The 18,555-nt window shown below is 70.4% G+C and carries 18 protein-coding genes; 7 read left to right on the forward strand and 11 right to left on the reverse strand.

Going from position 1 to position 18,555, the window contains the following annotated elements; all coding sequences use genetic code 11:
• Window positions 1–8: 8 nt before the first annotated feature.
• Window positions 9–1,253, reverse strand: a complete 1,245-nt coding sequence (locus P7L68_RS10055; protein ID WP_372004757.1) for an NAD(P)/FAD-dependent oxidoreductase — start codon at window positions 1,251–1,253, stop codon at window positions 9–11.
• Window positions 1,225–3,144 carry a LodA/GoxA family CTQ-dependent oxidase gene (locus tag P7L68_RS10060; RefSeq protein WP_372004760.1) on the reverse strand — a complete coding sequence of 640 codons (1,920 nt, stop codon included), beginning with the start codon at window positions 3,142–3,144 and terminating at the stop codon, window positions 1,225–1,227. Before P7L68_RS10060 ends, P7L68_RS10055 begins: the two co-directional genes overlap by 29 nt.
• A gap of 312 nt (window positions 3,145–3,456) precedes the next feature.
• Between P7L68_RS10060 and P7L68_RS10065 the strand changes: the two genes are divergently transcribed.
• The gene (locus P7L68_RS10065; RefSeq protein WP_372004763.1) at window positions 3,457–4,428 is read left to right on the forward strand and encodes a class I SAM-dependent methyltransferase; all 972 of its coding nucleotides are present in this window, start codon (window positions 3,457–3,459) and stop codon (window positions 4,426–4,428) included.
• Here the strand turns inward: P7L68_RS10065 and P7L68_RS10070 are convergent.
• Window positions 4,425–5,015: a hypothetical protein gene (locus P7L68_RS10070; RefSeq protein ID WP_372004766.1), complete on the reverse strand. Its 591-nt coding sequence runs from the start codon at window positions 5,013–5,015 to the stop codon at window positions 4,425–4,427. The two genes, P7L68_RS10065 and P7L68_RS10070, sit on opposite strands and share 4 nt — an antisense overlap.
• Before the next feature lie 229 nt (window positions 5,016–5,244).
• Here P7L68_RS10070 and ykgO point away from each other — a divergent pair, with 229 nt between their 5' ends.
• The 5 genes from ykgO to P7L68_RS10095 all read left to right on the forward strand — a co-directional run bounded on the left by ykgO (window position 5,245) and on the right by P7L68_RS10095 (window position 10,531).
• Window positions 5,245–5,370: a type B 50S ribosomal protein L36 gene (gene ykgO, locus P7L68_RS10075; protein WP_014748080.1), complete on the forward strand. Its 126-nt coding sequence runs from the start codon at window positions 5,245–5,247 to the stop codon at window positions 5,368–5,370.
• A gap of 207 nt (window positions 5,371–5,577) precedes the next feature.
• Window positions 5,578–7,065, forward strand: a complete 1,488-nt coding sequence (locus tag P7L68_RS10080; RefSeq protein ID WP_372004768.1) for an FAD-linked oxidase C-terminal domain-containing protein — start codon at window positions 5,578–5,580, stop codon at window positions 7,063–7,065.
• Window positions 7,066–7,069: 4 nt separating this feature from the next.
• The gene (gene glcE / locus P7L68_RS10085) at window positions 7,070–8,302 is read left to right on the forward strand and encodes a glycolate oxidase subunit GlcE (protein WP_372004770.1); all 1,233 of its coding nucleotides are present in this window, start codon (window positions 7,070–7,072) and stop codon (window positions 8,300–8,302) included.
• Entirely contained in the window at window positions 8,299–9,630 is a 1,332-nt protein-coding gene (glcF, locus tag P7L68_RS10090) for a glycolate oxidase subunit GlcF (protein WP_372004773.1), read from the forward strand. The genes glcE and glcF overlap by 4 nt, the downstream gene beginning before the upstream one ends.
• Window positions 9,631–10,408: 778 nt before the next feature.
• On the forward strand, window positions 10,409–10,531 hold the full coding sequence (locus tag P7L68_RS10095) for a hypothetical protein (RefSeq protein WP_372004775.1): 123 nt from the start codon (window positions 10,409–10,411) through the stop codon (window positions 10,529–10,531).
• 279 nt (window positions 10,532–10,810) lie between these two features.
• Here P7L68_RS10095 and P7L68_RS10100 read toward each other — a convergent pair whose 3' ends face one another.
• The 5 genes from P7L68_RS10100 to P7L68_RS10120 all read right to left on the reverse strand — a co-directional run bounded on the left by P7L68_RS10100 (window position 10,811) and on the right by P7L68_RS10120 (window position 14,478).
• Window positions 10,811–11,677, reverse strand: a complete 867-nt coding sequence (locus tag P7L68_RS10100; protein ID WP_372004777.1) for a sulfotransferase domain-containing protein — start codon at window positions 11,675–11,677, stop codon at window positions 10,811–10,813.
• The gene (locus P7L68_RS10105; RefSeq protein WP_372004778.1) at window positions 11,674–12,522 is read right to left on the reverse strand and encodes an HPr kinase/phosphorylase; all 849 of its coding nucleotides are present in this window, start codon (window positions 12,520–12,522) and stop codon (window positions 11,674–11,676) included. Before P7L68_RS10105 ends, P7L68_RS10100 begins: the two co-directional genes overlap by 4 nt.
• Window positions 12,522–12,971 carry an Rrf2 family transcriptional regulator gene (locus tag P7L68_RS10110; protein WP_372004780.1) on the reverse strand — a complete coding sequence of 150 codons (450 nt, stop codon included), beginning with the start codon at window positions 12,969–12,971 and terminating at the stop codon, window positions 12,522–12,524. Before P7L68_RS10110 ends, P7L68_RS10105 begins: the two co-directional genes overlap by 1 nt.
• Window positions 12,904–14,193 (reverse strand): MFS transporter, encoded by a 1,290-nt coding sequence (locus P7L68_RS10115; RefSeq protein ID WP_372004783.1) that lies wholly within the window; start codon window positions 14,191–14,193, stop codon window positions 12,904–12,906. The genes P7L68_RS10110 and P7L68_RS10115 overlap by 68 nt, the downstream gene beginning before the upstream one ends.
• A gap of 123 nt (window positions 14,194–14,316) precedes the next feature.
• Entirely contained in the window at window positions 14,317–14,478 is a 162-nt protein-coding gene (locus P7L68_RS10120) for a hypothetical protein (protein ID WP_372004785.1), read from the reverse strand.
• Between the two features lie 191 nt (window positions 14,479–14,669).
• Here P7L68_RS10120 and P7L68_RS10125 point away from each other — a divergent pair, with 191 nt between their 5' ends.
• Window positions 14,670–16,070 (forward strand): PLP-dependent aminotransferase family protein, encoded by a 1,401-nt coding sequence (locus tag P7L68_RS10125; protein WP_372004788.1) that lies wholly within the window; start codon window positions 14,670–14,672, stop codon window positions 16,068–16,070.
• Between the two features lie 4 nt (window positions 16,071–16,074).
• Here P7L68_RS10125 and P7L68_RS10130 read toward each other — a convergent pair whose 3' ends face one another.
• The 3 genes from P7L68_RS10130 to P7L68_RS10140 are packed head-to-tail and all read right to left on the reverse strand — an operon-like array spanning window position 16,075 to window position 18,363.
• Window positions 16,075–16,602 carry an ureidoglycolate lyase gene (locus P7L68_RS10130; protein ID WP_372004791.1) on the reverse strand — a complete coding sequence of 176 codons (528 nt, stop codon included), beginning with the start codon at window positions 16,600–16,602 and terminating at the stop codon, window positions 16,075–16,077.
• Between the two features lie 8 nt (window positions 16,603–16,610).
• On the reverse strand, window positions 16,611–17,624 hold the full coding sequence (alc, locus tag P7L68_RS10135; protein ID WP_372004794.1) for an allantoicase: 1,014 nt from the start codon (window positions 17,622–17,624) through the stop codon (window positions 16,611–16,613).
• 55 nt (window positions 17,625–17,679) lie between these two features.
• Window positions 17,680–18,363: a FadR/GntR family transcriptional regulator gene (locus P7L68_RS10140; RefSeq protein ID WP_372004796.1), complete on the reverse strand. Its 684-nt coding sequence runs from the start codon at window positions 18,361–18,363 to the stop codon at window positions 17,680–17,682.
• Window positions 18,364–18,555: the final 192 nt, after the last annotated feature.

Here is an 18,555-nt window from a genome sequence, read left to right on the forward strand (position 1 = left end):
AGGCCGGATCAGCCCTGGCCCGATCGCCCCGCCCAGAATTCCGCCCCCGCGAACCGCCCCGCCGCCTGGGCGTAATAGGCGGCCAGACGGCTGAGATAGACCGCACGAAGGCGGGCCTGCGCCGCAACCACCTGGGCGACGGCGCTGGTGTCGCCGCCAAGTGCCGCATCCACCGCGCGCGCCGCCTGGCGGCCGGCATGCATGGCCGACAGCAGCCCCTGCGCCGACAGCGGGTCCCAGGCCTGGCCGGCATCGCCCGCCGCGATCCAGCCGGGGCCGGCCAGCCGGTCGAGCGCGGTTCCGCCGGCATCGCAGGCGGCGATCTGGTCCAGCGCCGCCCCGGCATCGGCATGGCCGGTCAGACGGGCGAGATGGGGGGCCGCAAGCCGTGCCGCATGCCAGCGCGGCCGGTCGGCCAGGATGCGCGCCGCCGTGGCCGGGGTGGTGTGCAGCGCCGCCATCACCGCGCCCGACGGCAGACGCGCGGCATACCACCAGCCCTCGGGCACCGCCTCGATCACCGTCCGGTCGAAGCCCGGATCGGCCATCGGGCCGTCGGTGACGCAGAGCCTTGCGAAGATCGCGATCAGGCGGTCGTCGCGCAGCCGGCCCGCGCCCAGCTGGCGGGCGACGGCCGCCCGCCGCCCGGTGGCGTCGATCAGCCAGCGCGCCAGCACCGGCGGCCCGCCATCGGAGAAATCGACCCGCCAGAGCGGCGCCGTATCCGGCCCCGCATCGCGCCCCGTGCTGTCGGTCACCAACCGGTCGACCTTCACCACCCGCGCCCGCCGCCATCCGGCGCCGGCATCGATGGCCGCCTCCCGAAGGGCCGCGTCGAAGGCCGGGCGGTCCAGCCGCCAGCCGGGCCCGTCGGGGCTGCGCAGGAAATCGGTCGCCTCCAGCTCGCCGGAGGCCCAGGCGGACCAGCTGCCGCGGACGCGGGTATGGCGGTCGGGATCGGGCGGCGGCAGGCCGGCCGCGCGGAAGAAACCGGCCGCGGCCCCGGGCAGGGCCTCGCCGATCTTCAGCTCCGCCGGGGCGCCGCCCGCGCCGCCGGATACGCCGCCGGCCGGGCCGGGGCGCAGGCGCCCCGGATCTGCGATCATCGCCCGGCGCCCGGCCATGGCCAGCGCATGCGCCGCAACGGCCCCGGCCGGGCCGCCGCCGGCGATCAGGACATCGACCACGCGGGCGGCCGGTGCAGCCGGCCGCCCGGGCCGGGCATCAGCGGCGTCTGTCGGTGTGGCGGACACGGATCGACCGGAACTCCTCCATCTGTGCCTCGCTTTCCCAGCCGGCGCGGCGGGCATCGCTCTCCGGCCCCTTGGCCGGGGCGGCAGCAGTGAAGGCGGCCTTCATCAACGCGGCCCCACGGCTTTCCACAAAGATCACCGGCGGCAGATCGGCGTCATCCTGCACGCCCGGGCGCGCTTCCACAATGCCCTGGGCACCGAAACGGGCAATCATCTGGTCCATCACGTCGGCAACGCTGCCGGTGAAGCCGCGCATCCAGCTGGCCCGGCGCTGGAAGGCCGCCACCCGCTGACTGCGGGGCAGGCTCTCATCCATCACCGTCTGGTAGTCTTCCTCCGTCAGCACCTGGTTCGGCACCCGTGCCGGCCAGAAGGACGGCAGATAGGGGTCGTAAGCCGCATCATAGCCCGACCGGCAGAAGGCCGTGTCGCCCTGCCAGGGCAGCGCCATCCAGCGCGTCACATCCCCCGGCGCCTGGGCATAGACCGGCCCGCCGGGGCTGAGCGCCACCGCCTGGGTCAGTTCCTTGCCGTAATCCTGCTCCGGCTGGCCGGCCGGGCGATGGCGCAGGCGATAGGGCGCCTGATACATGCTGCCATGGCGCATCGGCCAGGTGACCTCGCAGCCCGGATGGAAGGCATCGGCGATGCAGTAATGCAGGGCCGCCTTGTCCAGCATTGCCGGCTGATCTTCCAGCGGCACCTGATCGATGCTGTGCGGGGCGGGCCCCGAGGGCCGGTCGTCGGTGAAACGCCCCTCGACCCACATTTCCATCAGCGCCGCCCGGGTGGCCGACATCGGCAGATAGTTGTTCGGGTCATCGGACTGGAACGAGCCATAGGCATCGCCATAGAGCCAGGGCCAGACGCTGGGTTCGCAGGCGATGGTGTGCGGCGCGCGGAAGGCGTTGTAAATGTTCCGCCGCAGCTCCATCCAGGGGTCGTCGCCGCCCGCGGGCGGGGTCGCCAGCCTGTCGATCAGGGCGGGATCGGTGAAATCCATCGGCCCGCCGGCGCCGAACAGCCCGGCAAAGCCCTTGTTGACCCATTGCAGCCCCGTCAGCCGTTCCAGCACCGGCTGGATATCGCGGGCAAAGGAGGCGACATCCGGCATCGGCAGCCGGCCGCTTTCAATATAGGTGTCGGTCAACAGGTCGTGGAGCGTGCGCCACGAGATGACGTCGGGCGCATAATTCGGCGGCGCCACCACCACCCAGGCCGGTTCCACCGGCAGCGGCCGGCCATCCAGCACCACCGCCGCCGTCACCGGCCCGTCGGAGGTGTCGTCGTACCAGTCATCGGCATTGTTGAAGCTGTTCGGATCCTCGGGCCGGTAGACCGGTGCCCCCGAGGGGGAGGCAGAGGCCCCGCGGCCGCCCAGGAACAGCAGCCGCCCGGCATCATCGGTCCGGATCTCGCCCAGCGGCACCACCGTGTCCTTGAACTTGCCGGTGTCGAAGGCATGGTCGGCGCCGCCCGAGACATCGGGCCCGGAGATGCTGCGCGGACCGGGATCGATCACCAGGATGCCGCGCTGGGCGAAGGGGACGTCGGGGTTGCGGCGCGGCACGGCCATCGTCGCCGCTTCGGGGATGTCCAGCGCCGCCTGAAACTGGTACCAGGCGGCCTTGCGGTTCACCGGATGTACCGTCCAGGTGATGTCGGCATCCGCCGCCGTCAGCTCGCGCACCACCCGGCCTTCGGCGTCATAGCCATAAATCCGGAACCGTGCCGCCTGACGCTTCAGCGCCCCGGCCTCGTCGCGATAAAAGCCGGGCTCTTCAGGCTGTGGTGTGGTCACTTCAGGGCCGATGTAATACGCCGTGACGGCATCGCCGATGCGTGCCACCCCGATTGCCGGGTGGATTGCCGCCCGCACGATCTCTGCCATTCGTCCTGCCTCCCTCTCCGCCGGCCCCGCTTCCGGCGCGCCGGTTATCGAGACCTGTTGGGCACATGATGCCAGCAGCCCTCCCGGAATGCATCGGATCTTTTCGCTTTGCGCGCTATACACGTCGGGCTTGCATCTTGCGGGCGAGAAAACGGGCATGGCCGCGGCCGGCAGCCGACGCCGTCATCCCGCATCCCATGCATTCCGCGGCGGTCCGCGATTGAGCGGACCGGCCTTCGCCGTCTATGCTGTCGGGGCCGCGCGGGTGCGGCCGGGACGGGGCGAACGACAGGCACGGAGATCACGCGACGCATGGCGCGACAATCAGCGCGGCGGAAGCCCACGCGGCCGGGATTGCGGCAGCGGTTCCTGGCGTGGTGGCGCGGGCGCAACCAGCCGGTGCTCGCCCTGCCGGCGCCGACGCCGGCCCTGCCGATCCTGGATCTGATCAACCGGGTGGACCCCGATCCGCCATCGGACGATCAGGTGATCGGCAAAAAGGGCAAGGGGCCGCTGTGGACGGTGGACCGGATCACGGTCGCCGAACATCTGTGGGGCGAGGGCTTCATCCAGCCCGGCGGCCCTGAACTGGTCGACGAGCTGATCCGGCCGCTGAGCCTGGACAGTTCCATGCAGGTGCTCGACATCGGCGCCGGGCTGGGCGGGGTTGCGCGCGCGATCACGAAGCAGACCGATGCCTGGGTCACCGCCTTCGAGCCCGACCCGCTGCTGGCCGAGCGCGGCAACGAGTATTCGACCAAGGCCGGCCTTGGCCGCAAGGCGCCGGTGCAGCGCTTCGATGCCGGGGAAAGCAAGCTCAAGGCGAATGTCTACGACGCGGTGATCAGCCGCGAGGCGCTGTTCACCATGCCCGACAAGCCGCAGCTGATCCGCAATCTGGCCGGCGCCCTGAAACCGCAGACCGGGCAGATGCTGTTCACCGACTATATGCTGCCCGCCCGGGGCTATGTGATCCCCGATCTTCGAACCTGGGCGGCGGTGGAACCGGTGATGCCCGACCCCTGGAGCCTGGACGAGGCGCTGGCGACCATGGAGGCCCTGCGCCTGGACGTGCGCATCCGCGACGACATCAGCGAACTCGTCCATCGGATGATCCGGCGCGGCTGGGCGGATTTCGCCAGACGGCTGGAAGGTGGCAACATGACCCGTGGCTTCCGTCGGGCGCTGCTGAAAGAGATCGAGATGTGGGCGGCGCGCGCGACGCTGATCGAACGCGGCCATCTGAAGGTCTATCGGGTTTATGCCCGACGGGTGGGGCGCTAGGTCTTCGTGCCGGGTTTTCGCCGACGCGGCCGCCCCGGGCGGCGGCGGGGATCGGGAAGTGGCGCCGGGGGATCCGGGAGGGGAAATTCAGGCGGATCCGGCGGCGTGTCGATAAAGGGGGAGGCCTGCCACCAGTCGAGCCAGGCGTCGGGGTTTTTCACCCACCAGCTGGTGTCGTAATCGATGGCGATCATGCCCGGATGGTCCAGCGGGCTGAAGATGCGGTAACGCCAGCGCGGAATGACACAGCCATCCAACAGCACCATGCGCCGGAACACCACTGCCTCGGTCGGGTTGGCCGCCCAGTCGAGCGGTGGCGGCATGTCGGCATCGACCGGCCCTGCCGGCGCCCACAGCTGCACGTACCAGACGGGCAGTCCGGTTTCCGGGTCGCGCGGGGGCATGTCGGGGCCGGGCCCGTCGTCCAGCTGTCGGACCAGGCTGTCGGCGGCCACCATGGCCCGCCGCGCCTTGCGGATCAGGCGGTGCCGCGCCGCCACGGTGCCGCGCGACCTGCCGGTTCTTTCGACCGCCAGGCGGGCGGCCGTATACGCAAGCGATGCAAGATCGAAGGCGGTGATCGTCATTGGTCGGGCAGAGCCTGATTGCGGTGGGCCGGTCCCTGTCAGAGTGGGCGAAACCGGCCGCGGCGATCAGCCCCGACGATGCGGCCGCATGCGGCCGCGGGACATGATCAAAACCCCGCGCTTCCGCGTTGACAGCCGCAGGGGGCATCGATATCCTCCGCGCACTTTTCGCCTGAGGAGGAGCCCGGGGCAGTGCCCGAGGGCGCGTGAACCCGCGAGGACCAGACCGATGAAGGTGATCAACTCCCTGAAGAGCGCCAAGAAGCGCGACAAGAACTGCCGCGTTGTGCGCCGTAAGGGCCGCGTTTATATCATCAACAAGTCCAACCCGCGCATGAAGTGCCGCCAGGGCTGATCCATCGGATCGGCCGGCAGCTTCCGGCGCCGGACTTGAGATGATCCCGGTATGTCATGACCGGGTGACGCTTTCGAAAAGCCGCCGTCCTTCGGGACGGCGGCTTTTTCGCGTCTGAACCGTTTCGCGTTTGCGGATCTTGCGGGCGGTATATGATGTCTTCTCACGCGTTCAACCTCGCGCCGCGCGACCCGAGGAGACGACCCGATGCGCATGCCCGCCCCCGAAGCCGCAGCCCTTGCCCAGAGAGACGAGCTGATCGCCGAATTCCGCACCCTGCTGGGGCGGGATGCGGTGATCGCCGACCAGACCGGGCTGGAGGTCTACGAGAATGACGGGCTGACCGCCTATGCCCAGAAACCGATGGTGGCGGTGCTGCCGGCCACGACCGACGAAGTGGCGGGGGTGCTGAAGATCTGCGCCCGGCGCGGCATAAGGGTGGTGCCACGCGGGGCCGGCACCTCTTTGTCGGGCGGCGCGCTGCCGCTGGCCGACGGCGTGCTGCTCGGCCTGGGCCGATTCAACCGAATTCTGGATGTGGATGTTGCCAATCGCTGTGCGGTTGTGCAGCCCGGGGTGCCGAACCTGGCGATCACCACGGCGGTCGCGGCACACGGGCTGTATTACGCCCCCGACCCGTCCAGCCAGATCGCCTGTTCGATCGGCGGCAATGTCGCCGAGAATGCCGGCGGGGTGCATTGCCTGAAATACGGCGTCACCACCAACAACATCCTGGGGCTGGAAATCGTGGTGATCGACGGCACGGTGGTCCGGCTGGGCGGCCGGCATATGGATGCCGGCGGCTATGATCTGATGGGCGTGCTGACCGGATCGGAAGGCCTGCTGGGCGTGGTGACCGAGGTGACGGTGCGGCTGCTGCCGCGGCCGGAAACCGTGCGCGCCCTGCTGATGGGCTTTCCGCGGGTGGCCGATGCCGGCGCCTGCGTGGCCGAAATCATCGGGGCCGGGATCGTGCCCGCGGGGCTGGAGATGATGGACCGCGATGCGATCCACGCGGCCGAAGCCTTCTGCGATGCCGGCTACCCGCTGGATGTGGAGGCCCTGCTGATCGCCGAACTGGACGGGCCGGGGCCCGAGGTGGAGGCGCTGATCGCCCGGGTCGCCGCCATCGCGCGCGCGGCCGGCGCCACCAGCCTGCGCGAAAGCCGCGACGAGGCCGAACGCCAGCGCTTCTGGGCCGGACGCAAGGCGGCCTTCCCGGCGGTGGGGCGGATCTCGCCCGACTATTACTGCATGGACGGCACCATCCCGCGCGGCCGGCTGCCCGAGATGCTGGGGATCATTTCCGGGCTGACGCGCGAATACGGGCTGCGCTGCGCCAATGTCTTCCATGCCGGCGACGGCAATCTGCATCCGCTGATCCTGTATGACGCCAATGCCCCGGGAGAGCTGGAGCGGGCCGAGGCCTTCGGTGCCGAGATCCTGAAGGCCTGCGTGCGGCTGGGCGGCGTGCTGACCGGCGAACACGGCGTCGGCATCGAAAAGCGCGACCTGATGGGCGAGATGTTCACCGAAACCGATCTGGCCCATCAGCAGCGGCTGAAATGCGCCTTCGACCCCGACGGGCTGCTGAACCCGGGCAAGGTGTTCCCGACCCTGCATCGCTGTGCCGAGCTGGGCCGGATGCATGTCCATCACGGGCAGCTGCCCCACGCCCATCTGCCGAGGTTCTGAGCCGATGACCACAGAGAGCTTCAGGCCCGCCGATGCGGCTGAGCTGGTGGAGATCGTGGCCGCATCGGCCGCGGCCGGCCGGAGCCTGGCGGTGGTGGCCGGCGGCAGCAAGGCCGGGCTTGGCCGGCCGGTCGACGCGGCGGCCCGGCTGGATCTGGGGGCGCTGACCGGCATCGTGGACTATCAGCCGGAGGAGCTGATGCTGACCGCGCGACCGGCGACGCCGCTGGCCGAGGTGGCGGCCCTGCTGGCCGGACGCGGCCAGATGCTGGCCTTCGAGCCGCCGGGCCTTGCCGCCCTTTGCGGCGCGCCCGATGCGGTGCCGACCCTGGGCGGCACGGTTGCGGCGGGGCTGGCGGGGCCGCGGCGGATCCGCGCCGGCAGCGCCCGCGACCATCTTCTGGGGCTGGAGGCGGTGAGCGGCCGCGGCGAGCGCTTCAAGGCCGGGGCGAAGGTGGTGAAGAACGTCACCGGCTATGACCTGCCCAAGCTGATCGCTGGCAGTTTCGGCACGCTGGCGCTGATGACCGAGATGACGCTGAAGGTGCTGCCGGCGCCCGAAGATGCGGTCACCCTGGTGCTGCCGATGGCGGCGGCCCCGGCGGTGGCCGCCATGGCCCGGCTGCAGGCCGGGCCGCTGGAGCCGACGGCGCTGGCCTGGCTGCCGGCGACGCTGGCGCGCGCCGCCGATCTGCCGGAGGCGCGGGACGGTGCGCTGCTGGTGCGCTTCGAAGGCCCCGACGGTGCGCTGGCCGACCGGGTGGGCCGGGCGGAAGACAGCGGGCTTGGCGGCTGCGCGGCGGTGCTGGATCTGGCCAACAGCCAAAAGTTGTGGTCTGGGATTGCAGAGGTTGTGCCGATCCTGGCGCCCGAGACGGAAGAGCTGGTCTGGCGGCTGTCGGTGCCGCCGGCTGCGGGGGCGGCGCTGCTGTATGATGCGGTGGCGGGGGTGGGCGCGCGCGGCTTCATCGACTGGGGCGGTGGGCTGGTCTGGCTGGCGGTGCCGGCGGGGACCGGGGATGACGGCGGCGCCGCGGCGCTGCGGGCCCTGGTTGCCCGCCATGGCGGCGGCCATGCCACGCTGATGCGCGCCCCCCCGGCCCTGCGCCGCCGGGTGCCGGTGTTCGAGCCCGAGGCGCCGGGTCTGGCCGCCCTGTCGGAACGGGTGCGCCAGGGCTTCGATCCGCTTCGTCTGCTGAATCCGGGCCGCATGCGCGCTGTGGAGATGGAACCATGAAGACCAGTTTCGCCCCCGAGCGCCTGGCCGACCCCGCGATCGCCGAGGCCGAGCAGATCCTGCGGCGCTGCGTGCATTGCGGCTTCTGCACCGCCACCTGCCCGACCTTCCTGGAACTGGGCGACGAGCGCGACAGCCCGCGCGGCCGGATCTACATGATGAAAGGCATGCTGGAACGCGACGAGCCGGCGACGGCCGAGGTGGTGCGCCATATCGACCGCTGCCTGGGCTGTTTCGCCTGCATGACCACCTGCCCGTCGGGGGTGGACTATATGCATCTGTCCGACATGGCGCGGGCACGGGTGGCTGAGACCTATACCCGCCCGTTGCCCGAACGGCTGCTGCGCGGGCTGCTGGCCCGGCTGCTGCCCTATCCGGGCCGGTTCCGGGCGGCGCTGATCGGCGGGCGGATCGCGAAACGGCTGGGCATCGGCCGCTGGCTGGGTGCCCTCCGGCCCGAACTCAAGGCCATGATGGCGCTGATGCCCGACGCAGTGCCGGCGCCGGCGGCGACCGACCGGCCGCAGCTCTGGCCGGCCGAAGGCACCCGCCGGGGGCGGGTGGCGCTGCTGGCCGGCTGCGCCCAGCAGGTGCTGGCGCCGGGGATCAACGCCGCGACCATCCGGGTGCTGACCCGCCACGGCTTCGATGTGGTGGTGGCGCGCGAGGCCGGGTGCTGCGGCGCGCTGGTGCAGCATATGGGGCTGATGGAGCAGGCTCGGGATCAGGCCCGGCGCAATGTCGCCGCCTGGGCGGCGCTGGCGGACCAGCCGGGCGGGCTGGACGCCATCGTGGTCACGACGTCGGGCTGCGGCACCCCGATCAAGGATTACGGCCATCTTCTGGCCGGCGACGCCTATTATGCCGATCGGGCCCGGCTGGTGGCGGGGCTGGCCCGCGACGTGACCGAGGTGCTGGCGGATCTGGATCTGACACCGGTGCGCGGCCTGCCGGCCGGGCTGCCGGTCGCCTATCACGCCGCCTGTTCGCTGCAGCACGGCCAGAAGATCCGCGATGTGCCGAAAGAGGTGCTGAAGCGGTTGGGCATCACGCCGCTGGAACCGGCGGAGCCTCATATCTGCTGCGGTTCTGCCGGCACCTACAACATGCTGCAGCCGGAACTGGCCGGGCGGCTGGGCGCCCGCAAGGCGCAGAACCTGCGCCGCACCGGGGCGGCGGTGGTGGCGGCAGGCAATCTGGGCTGTCTGACCCAGATTGCCGCACATCTGCCCGAGGCCCGTTTCATCCACACTGTGGAACTTGCCGACTGGCTGACCGGCGGGCCGATGCCCGAGGCGCTGACGGGTGCGGTCGACGGGGTGGTGTGAGCGTGGTCAGGAGACGTTGTCGTCGCTGTCGAGGTTGGTCATGCCACCGATAGCGGTTTCCGACATCGGCAATTCGGCGAGCCGGGCTGTCCGGCCCGGATCATCACGCCGGTATCCGAGGCGCTGGCGGGTATGACGCTGGCCGGTTGACGGAAGAGGCAATCTAAGCGGGATCAGGATACACCCCGAATGCCGTCATCGGGCGCTCCGTAGGCGATCTCCGTTTCTGATGCCGGGCTCAGGCTCAGCTCGGGCTTACGCCAGGCTTGGCGTGAGGGGCGGGCCTTCCGGTTGTCGACCTTTTTAGCCATGTGGTGGCAGCTTTCATTTCTGGATAGAGGGATAACCCTGTCGGCTTGAAGCCTGCAATATGATACAGTATTCGCACGCGAGATGTATATCTGCTGAGTCGACGGTCGATCTTCATTATCGAACAGGCGCAAATCGGTCAGCGGTCACCAAATCGGGCCATTACTGCGCCATGGGCCGCCGTGATCCGGGCGAGCTGTGACGGGGGGGGCGCCCCCGCCGGCCGCGGTGTCCGATGCCGGCATTTCGTCGAGCCGGGGCTTCTGCCAGCGCGTGCGGCCGGGCATCAACCTGCGACTTTGATCGGTCATTGCGTCATGCCCTTATCCGGACATTGAGACCACAGCTGCAGGGTGCCGATATTGTATGCCGAGAAAGCCCTTGGATGCATCGTGTCCGGATACGTCTTCGATTTCTTTGACGGGGATTATTTCGAGTCACCGGTGTCGAGGTCGGCGATCCGGGCCGTTTGACCCGGATCCCCGCCCATCTGCCCGAGACGCGCTTCATCCACACTGTGGAACTTGCCGACTGGCTGACCGGCGGGCCGATGCCGGAAGGGCTGGCGGGGGTAGTTGAGGACGTGGCATGACCCGGATCAGGAAATGCCAAACTTGCCGTCGGCCCTGTTCCCGCCGCTAAACGCCGTCTGTGACGTCGGGGTCTGGTTCAGCTGGGGCTTGTGCCACACTTTGCGTGAGACATTGATCTTATGATCGTGGATCTTACTGGTCATGCTTACCGCTGCTTTGATGCTGATGTTGAATGGTTTCTCAGCCTTGAGACTCATCAAAGTGATATAGGCCGCTTCCCGGGAGATGTACAGACCCCGATCCGTGTTGAAATATGACCGTTCAGGGGAGCGGGCCGATCAGCGGTAGTCGAAGCGGGCCATGACTGCACCATGGGCCGCTTCGATCCGGGCGATCTGAGCCGGGGTCAGCGCGGTGCGCCAGCCCGCGACGCGGCCCTGGCGGAAAAAGCGCCGGCCGGGGGCGGCGGCATTCGTGAAGCCGGTTTCGGCTTCGCGGCGCTGCAGGCGGCTGAAGGTGGTGCCGTCGACCGCCCCGGCAATGGTCGCGGGATCGGCTGGCCAGCCGAGGAAACGGGCGATGCGCGTGAAGATGTGGTGCGGATCGGCCACCATATCCTCGTAGCGGATGATCAGGACAGGGAATCCCAGAGGGGCAGCCGTCCAGCTGTCGGCATGGGCCGACCAGCTGCCGAGCGGCTGGCGGAGCTGGCCGTAAAGACCGTCGCCGCCGGTGTCGATGGCGGTATCGGGTTTTGCCAGAAGATCGATGGCGGCATCGATCGACAGGCCCCAGTGATGGGCATTGGAGACGGCGAGATCGCGCGGATCCCGGACCAGGTAGACGGCGCCGCGAGTGAGCGCCGGCGGGAAGACCGGACGGCCATCCGGGGTGGCGGTGAAGGCCTCGTGCGTGCGGTGGAGATGCAGGCCGGGATCCGCCGTCAGCCGCCGCGCGAAAGCCGCCGGGCGGAGGTTCGACGCCTCGTCATCGGTGAGCCAGGCACTGTCGAGGCCGAGGCAGCGGTCGAAAACTGCCCGGTTGCTGGCCATGGTGAGCCAGCCCTGATCGAGCACGTCGAAATCCGGCGCCGCGCCGCCGTGCTTCAGGCTCCAGAGCGCCAGCCGGAGCCAGGTGCTGCCGGATTTGGGATAGGCGGTCACCCAGACGAAGCCGTCCCCCGGCGTGATGCGGGGCGCGGTCATGACATGGCCTCGACATGATCGGCGAGCCGGGCCGGGGCCCGCCAGTCGCGGCGATGACGCAGACGAATGAGCGGCGCATGGCCGGGCAGGGCCGCGACCTCGGCGAAGATCGGCCGGGCGCCGCGCAGGATGCGGCCCTCATAGAGCTGGCGGACGTTGCCCTCCATGGTCTGGAAGGCTTCGAGGCCGCGGGCCGGCAAGACCTCCAGATCGCTGCCGCCGATGGTCTGCCAGAGGTGGAAGATCGCCGTGACCGGCAGGGGGATCGTGTGCCGCGCCGTCGGCAGATGACGCAGCCGCGGCACCCCCGCCCGGCGCCGCCGCGGCGGCGGGCCATCGATGCGATCGGCAGAACGGGCACTGGCATCGGCATGCAGGGTGAGCCCGGCCGGGCCGGGCAGGATGAGGGCCGGCCCCGGCAGGCCCGAGAGCACGACGATGCCGTCGGCCAGCAGATGATGACCGCGGGCGAGGAGTTCGGCCGCAAGCAGGGATTTGCCGCTGCCGGACGCGCCGGTGATCAGCACGGCCCGCCCGCCGATCACCACCGCCGTGCCCGACACCGGCAGCAGGCCGTGGATATGGCAGGCAAGGCCGGGGAGCATGTCTTCGGCAAGCAGCAGCCGGGCGGCCGCGGGATCGATGGCGCCGGTGGTGTCGATCACCGCATGCCGGGCGGCGGCATCCAGATGGCAGCCGCCGCCGATGGGACCGGCGAGGCGTATGCTGCGGTCGGCCTCGATCCGGATCAGCGGGCCGGCATCCAGCGGCGGCGCTTCAGGCAGGGACGGCAGCGGCCCTGCGGTGATGTCGATCTGCGGGACGGCGGCGGGTGCGGTCACCATCAGATGTGGTACATCAGGGTCTGGCGGTCGGCATCCGACAGGCTGCGCATCTCGGCGAGCGTGCGGTTGTCGAGGATGCCGGCGATCGCATTGCGGACATCCATCATCATCAGCCGCACGGCACACTGTTCCTCGTCGGTGCAGTCGTCACAGCGGCGATAGGACCGGCGGCTGGCGCAGGCGATGGGGGCGAGCGGGCCGTCGAGCACCCGGATCACATGACCGATCCGGATGTCGGAAGCCGGGCGGGCAAGGGTGTAGCCGCCGCCCTTGCCCTTCTTGCTGTGCACGAAGCCGGCATTGCGCAGCTCGCCCAGGATCGCGTCGAGGAATTTCTTGGGGATTTCGTTTTCGGCGGCAATGTCGGAGACCAGGGACAATTCACCCGGCTCTTTGCCCGCCAGATGCACCAGGGCCTTGAGCCCGTACTTGCCCTTGTTGGTCAGCATATCTGTCGAGGGTCTCCGCAGGCCGTGCCGGAAAGTCTCCGTGGCCGCTAGAGATAGTGGAATGATGCCACAGGATCAACGCCGCAAGGCCGAGCAGGGCGCCGAAACCGGTGAGCGCGGCATCCTGCCCCCAGCGGTCGGCGACCAGCCCGGTCAGGATCACCGGCAGGCTGAAGCCGGCATAGGCAAGCAGGAAGAAGCCGGCGGTCGCCCGGGTGGCGGCTTGGCCTGCCCGCATCAGCACGCCGGCGAGGCCGCCCGCATGGATCAGCCCGTAGCAGGCGGTGGCGGCCAGCGCCGTGCCCGCGAAGACCGCCGCGATGCTGCCCGAAAGGGCGCCCCAGGCGATGAGCGGATAGCTGGCCATCAGCACCAGCAGGCCGCGGCGGACGGCCCGTTCCGGCGCCATGCGCCGTGCGGTCGGCACCGCCAGGATGCCGGGCACGATCACCAGGAAGGTGGCGAAACCGGCATGGGCATCAAGCCCGGCGCGGGCGAGGGTGGCGGGCAGCACCGCGATCACCAGCCCGACCACCGCCCAGGCGATGAAGATCGCACCGCCGAAGACCAGCGTTCCGGGCGGAAAGGCCGGGCGCCGGAAGATCCCGCCCCGGGCCGTAAGGCGCAGCGCATCGGGCAGACCGTGCAGCCCGGCGAATGCCAGACAGGCAAGGCCGATCCAGGCCGGGCCGCTCAACGGCCGCATCCAGGCCAGCGGATCGAGCAGCAGGCAGAGCGCGGTTGCCGCGGCACCGAAACCGAAGCCGAAAGTGGTGGCGACCGAGACCCGGGCCGCGATCCGCCGCGGATCGGTGCCGGGGGGAAACTGCGCGGTCATCAAGGCGGGCGCCAGGGTCGAGGTGGTGGCGACCGCGATGCCGAGCAGGGCCCGCGACAGGCCGAGGGTGGCGATGCCCGGCCAGAGGATCATGACAAGATCGGCCAGGACGGCGAGGCCGAGGGCAAGCCTGGCCGTGCGCGCAGCCCCCAGCCGGTCGGGCAGGCCGCTGCCGGCCAGCAGCACCGGCAGGGCGCCGCCGACATAGGCCGCGAAGGCAAGCCCGGCCATGGCCGTGCCGTGACCATCGGCTTGCGCCAGCCGGGCGGCGAGCGGCGTGTGCAGATTAGCCGCCGTGGTGACGGTGAGCAGGGCCAGCGCCAGCCGTGCCGGCGATCCGGTACGGCGGGGGCGCGATCGGGCGGTGGTGAGATCGGCGGTCATCGGTCAGCTTCCCATGCGCGGCGGGCATGCCGCGCCGGTCAGCCTGCCGTGACGGCCCCGCCATCACCAGGGACGGGCCGTGCCGGAAACGACCGGACCGTACCTGCCATTCGCAGGTACGGTTCAGCTGAACCGCGTTCTGGGGACGATCCCGCCTGAGACGCCGTCCAGCTGGTCGTCGCTGAGATTGTTCTGCTCCACCGCAGGGGCAGCCGGTGGCACCGGCTTTTCGTCGGCCCTGGGGGGCAGGTTCCCGGTCGGGGGCGTCGTCGTCTTGTCCGTCATCGGTCCGGCTCCGCGGCGGGTGGGCATCTGACGGCAGCGTGCCAGCCGGGCTGCGGTGCAGGCCAGCCTCTGCAGAGGGGCGGTAAACCGCGATTGCCCCGCGCGGGCGGGGCCGTCGTCATCGGGGCTCGACCGTACCCCCGATCGGGCGGTACGGTTATCAAACCCCGCCCCGCCCGGTGACCCGGCCCATGATCCCGACCCTCGACCGCCGCCGCCCCGAACCGCTGGCCGATCAGCTGGCCGCCGCCATGATCGCCTGGATCGATGCGCGCGGGCCCGGGGCGGTTGCGGGTGCGGCCCTGCCCTCGATCCGCCGGATGGCGGCAGAGGCGGGGGTCAGCCGCAACACGGTGGTCGAGGCCTATGACCGGCTGGTGGCCGAAGGGCGGATCCTGTCGCGTCCCGGGGTGGGGTTCCGGGTGGCGCTACCTGCGGCGCCGCTGCCCCCGGCCGCCCCCGATCCGGGCGGGGTGGCCGCGGTGGCGGACCGGGTGTGGCGGCTCTATGACGACCGGCCGGCGCTGCTCAGGCTGGGCGGCGGCCGGCTGCCCGACGACTGGCACGACACCGCCGATCTGGCGCGCGCCATCCGCCGGGTGGCGCGGGAAGGCGGGCGGGCGCTGATCGATTACGGCACGCCGCTGGGGGAGCCGCGGCTGCGCCGGCTGGTGGCGCAGCGTCTGGCCCGGCTGTCGGTGCCGGTGGCGGAAGACCGGGTGATGCTGACCACCGGCGCCAGCCAGGCGCTGGATGTGGTGATCCGCGCATTGACCCGGCCGGGGGATGCGGTGCTGGTGGAAGATCCGGGCTATCACAACCTGTTCGGCCTGCTGCGCCTGCAGGGCGTGCGGATGGTGGCGGTGCCGCGACGGGTGGACGGGCCGGATCTTCAGGCGCTGGACGCGGCGGCCGCCGCAAGCGGTGCCCGGCTGTTCGTGACCAACGGCGTGCTCCACAACCCGACCGGATCGACCACCACGCCGCAGATCGCCCATGGCCTGCTGAAGATCGCGGCGCGCCGCGACCTGACCATCGTCGAAGACGACATCTATGCCGATTTCGAAGAGGGCGCACCGGCCGTCAGGCTGGCGGCGCTGGACGGGCTCGACCGGGTGGTGATGCTGGGCAGTTTCTCGAAACCGCTCTCATCCGCGCTCAGGGTCGGCTATGTGGCGGCGGCGCCATCGCGGATGCGCGGGCTGGTGGATGTGAAGATGCTGTCCTCGGTCGCCTCGTCGCGCTTTGCCGAACAGGTGATGGCGGTGCTGATCGAGACCGGCGGCCTGCGGCGCACGGCCGAGGCGCTGACCCGGCGCCTGGCCCGCCAGCGCGCGGCCCTGCTGCCGGCGCTGCGCCGGGCCGGCTGGCGGCTGTTCACGGAACCCCGCGGCGGCATGTTCGTCTGGGCGGCGCATGACGACGCAGCCGATGCCCGCCTGCTGGTCGACGCGGCGGCAGCCCGCGGCATCGGCCTGGTCTCCGGCGCGGTCTTCCGGCCGGGGCTGGACGAGGGGCCGTGGCTCAGGATCAACATCGCCGCCGCGGCGGATCCGCGGGCGCGGGCGTTTCTGAAGGATCCGCTGGGCTGAACGGTCAACCCTCCTGCGGCAGCAGCAGCGGGCCGGTGCCGGGGGCGAAGACGTGTTCGTTGAGGTTGCAGCCGGGGCCCTTGCGGTCGACGACCAGAAGATGGGCCATGTCCAGCACCGTGAGCGGCAGATGCCAGGTGCCGCGGCGATAGCTGACGCCCTGGCGGCCGTCGGTGACGAAGGCCTGCATGGTTGCCGGATCGGGCTGGCGGCTGGCGGCCGGCGCCACCACGATCACGAAGCGGCAGCGGGTGAGCGGCATGAAGGCCTGGCTGCCGAGGGGGTGACGTTCCATCACCTCGATCACCAGCGGCAGCGAGACCGCTTCATGGGCCAGGAACAGGCTGATCGCACCATAGCCCTCACCATCCGTCTCCACCCGCGCGAGCTGATCATAGCGCAGCGTCGTGCCGCCATTGATCGCGATCGGCGCGCGGCCGGGATCGGCGGCGTCGAGAACCTCGCCGAAGGGGGCGAAGGCCGCGCGGGTCAGGCGCCGCGGCCTTAGGATGGTGCGGGTATGGGCCTGCATCTGAACGCTCACTCCACGGCGCCGGGCACACCGAAGATGCGCAACCGGTTGACGCCGCCGTCGGGGAAGATGTTGAAGCGGATATGGGACACCACGCGATCCGCATCGGGCGTAAAGCCGTGCGGCGCATCTGGTCCAAGCTTGCGGGAGGTCAGGATCTCCGCCCAGAACAGGCTCTGCGGCACCGTTGCCGCATCCGCCGCATCGGGCGCCATCACGCCCTGAACCGAGCAGGTGTCGGGATAATTACCCTTGAACTCACGCGTGTCGATTTCGATAAACGCAACCCTGCCCGGCGTCGCCAGGCGGATGATGCACCAGTCGTGGCCGGGTTCGCGCCGCCGCCGGGTTTCCCAGCCATCCTCCATGCGCGGTGCAAGGCCGGGCAGCAGCAGGTTGCGCGGGTCGCCGTAATGGGCGTCGTTCCAGGCGATCACCCGGGCACCGCCCAGGGCCGAGGACAGCTCCACCAACCCGTCGGCACGCGGTGCCGGCAGGCCGGCCGGGCGGCCCAGGATGCGCAGCCGCGCAACGCCGCCATCGGGGAAGATGTCGAGCTTCAGATGCGTCCAGGGCCGGCCGTCCGCCGTGCGCACCGCCGGATCGGGCAGGAAGGCGTTGGGGGCATCGCCCTGAAGGGGCGCGGGGGCCAGGATCGGCTGCCAGCGCGGATCATCGGCGGTGGGGGTCTCGGCCGGGTCGGCCGCGGCGATCGCCCACAGACCGGCGGCAGCCGGGTAATTGCCGGTGAAATGGCGGGTGTCGATCTCGATCGCATCGATCCAGCCGGGGGCGGCCAGCGCCAGCACGCACCAGTCATGGCCGCCATCGCGGCGGCGGCGGGTTTCCCAGCCATCCATCCACTTGCCGGCTTCGTCGTATTTGCCGGGGATGAAGACCGGGGCGGCATCGTCGATCAACCGCTCCAGCGCACCGAAGAACTGGTCGGAACAGCTGAGCGTGCGCGCACCCAGCGCGCGGGAGGCAAGGTTGATGGCGGCGGTGGGGGCGAAGCTCGGCATGGATCTGATGTCCGTTCCGTGATGGGGGCCCGCGGTGGGAGCCTGAAAACCGTGGTCAGGGCCGCAGCACGCCGACGCCGGCGCGGCTGGCGGCGGACAGGATGTGGCGGTGCATGGCATCGCGCGCGCCCTGCGGGCTGCGGGCGCGGATCTGCGCCAGGATGCGTTCATGTTCATCCAGCGGCGCGCGCACGCTTTCGCGATTGGCGAAGGGGATGCGCCGGGTTTCGGCCAGCATCGGCCCGGCCGGCCGCATCGCCGCCGGAAACAGCGGATTGCCGGCCGCGACCAGAAGCCGCTGGTGGAAATCGCCATCGGCCTGGGCGGCCCGCACCAGATCGCCCTCGGCGAGGGCGGCCCGCATCTCGGCCACGGTTTCGGCCAGCCGCTCGATTTCGCCATCGGCGGCGGTGATCGCAACCAGCCCCGAGACGAAGGGCTCGATCGCCAGCCGCAGCTGGTAGACCCGCGCGGCATGGGTGTAGCGGTCGCCGCGCGGCCCCGGGGCGGTGTCGTCGGCCGAAGGGTCGGAGACGAAGACGCCCTTGCCGGCCCGCACCCGCACCAGACCCAGGGTTTCGAGCACGGTCAGTGCTTCCCTGAGCGAGGTGCGGCTGACACCCAGCCGTTCGGCCAGCGCGCGCTGGGCGGGCAGCGCCTCGCCGGGGGCAAGCTCACCCGCCAGGATCATGCGCTGCAGGCGCTCGGCAACGTATTCGGGAACGCTGTCTCCGGCCAAATCCGGCTCCTTCGGCTAGACCGGTCAGACCAGTTAGACCGGTTGGCTTTCGGGAAGCATGGCCGGATTTCTACGGGTTTGCAAGCAGATGCCGGGGGTGGCATGCTGGTGTTATGCAAAAACGGCGTTGACTCATGATTAAACAATGGGCACGCTTAAAACATGAGCAGCGGCAACAGGGGGCCGCGGGAT

The sequence above is a fragment of the Tistrella mobilis genome (genome assembly GCF_041468085.1).
In the GTDB taxonomy this organism is placed as follows: domain Bacteria; phylum Pseudomonadota; class Alphaproteobacteria; order Tistrellales; family Tistrellaceae; genus Tistrella; species Tistrella mobilis_A.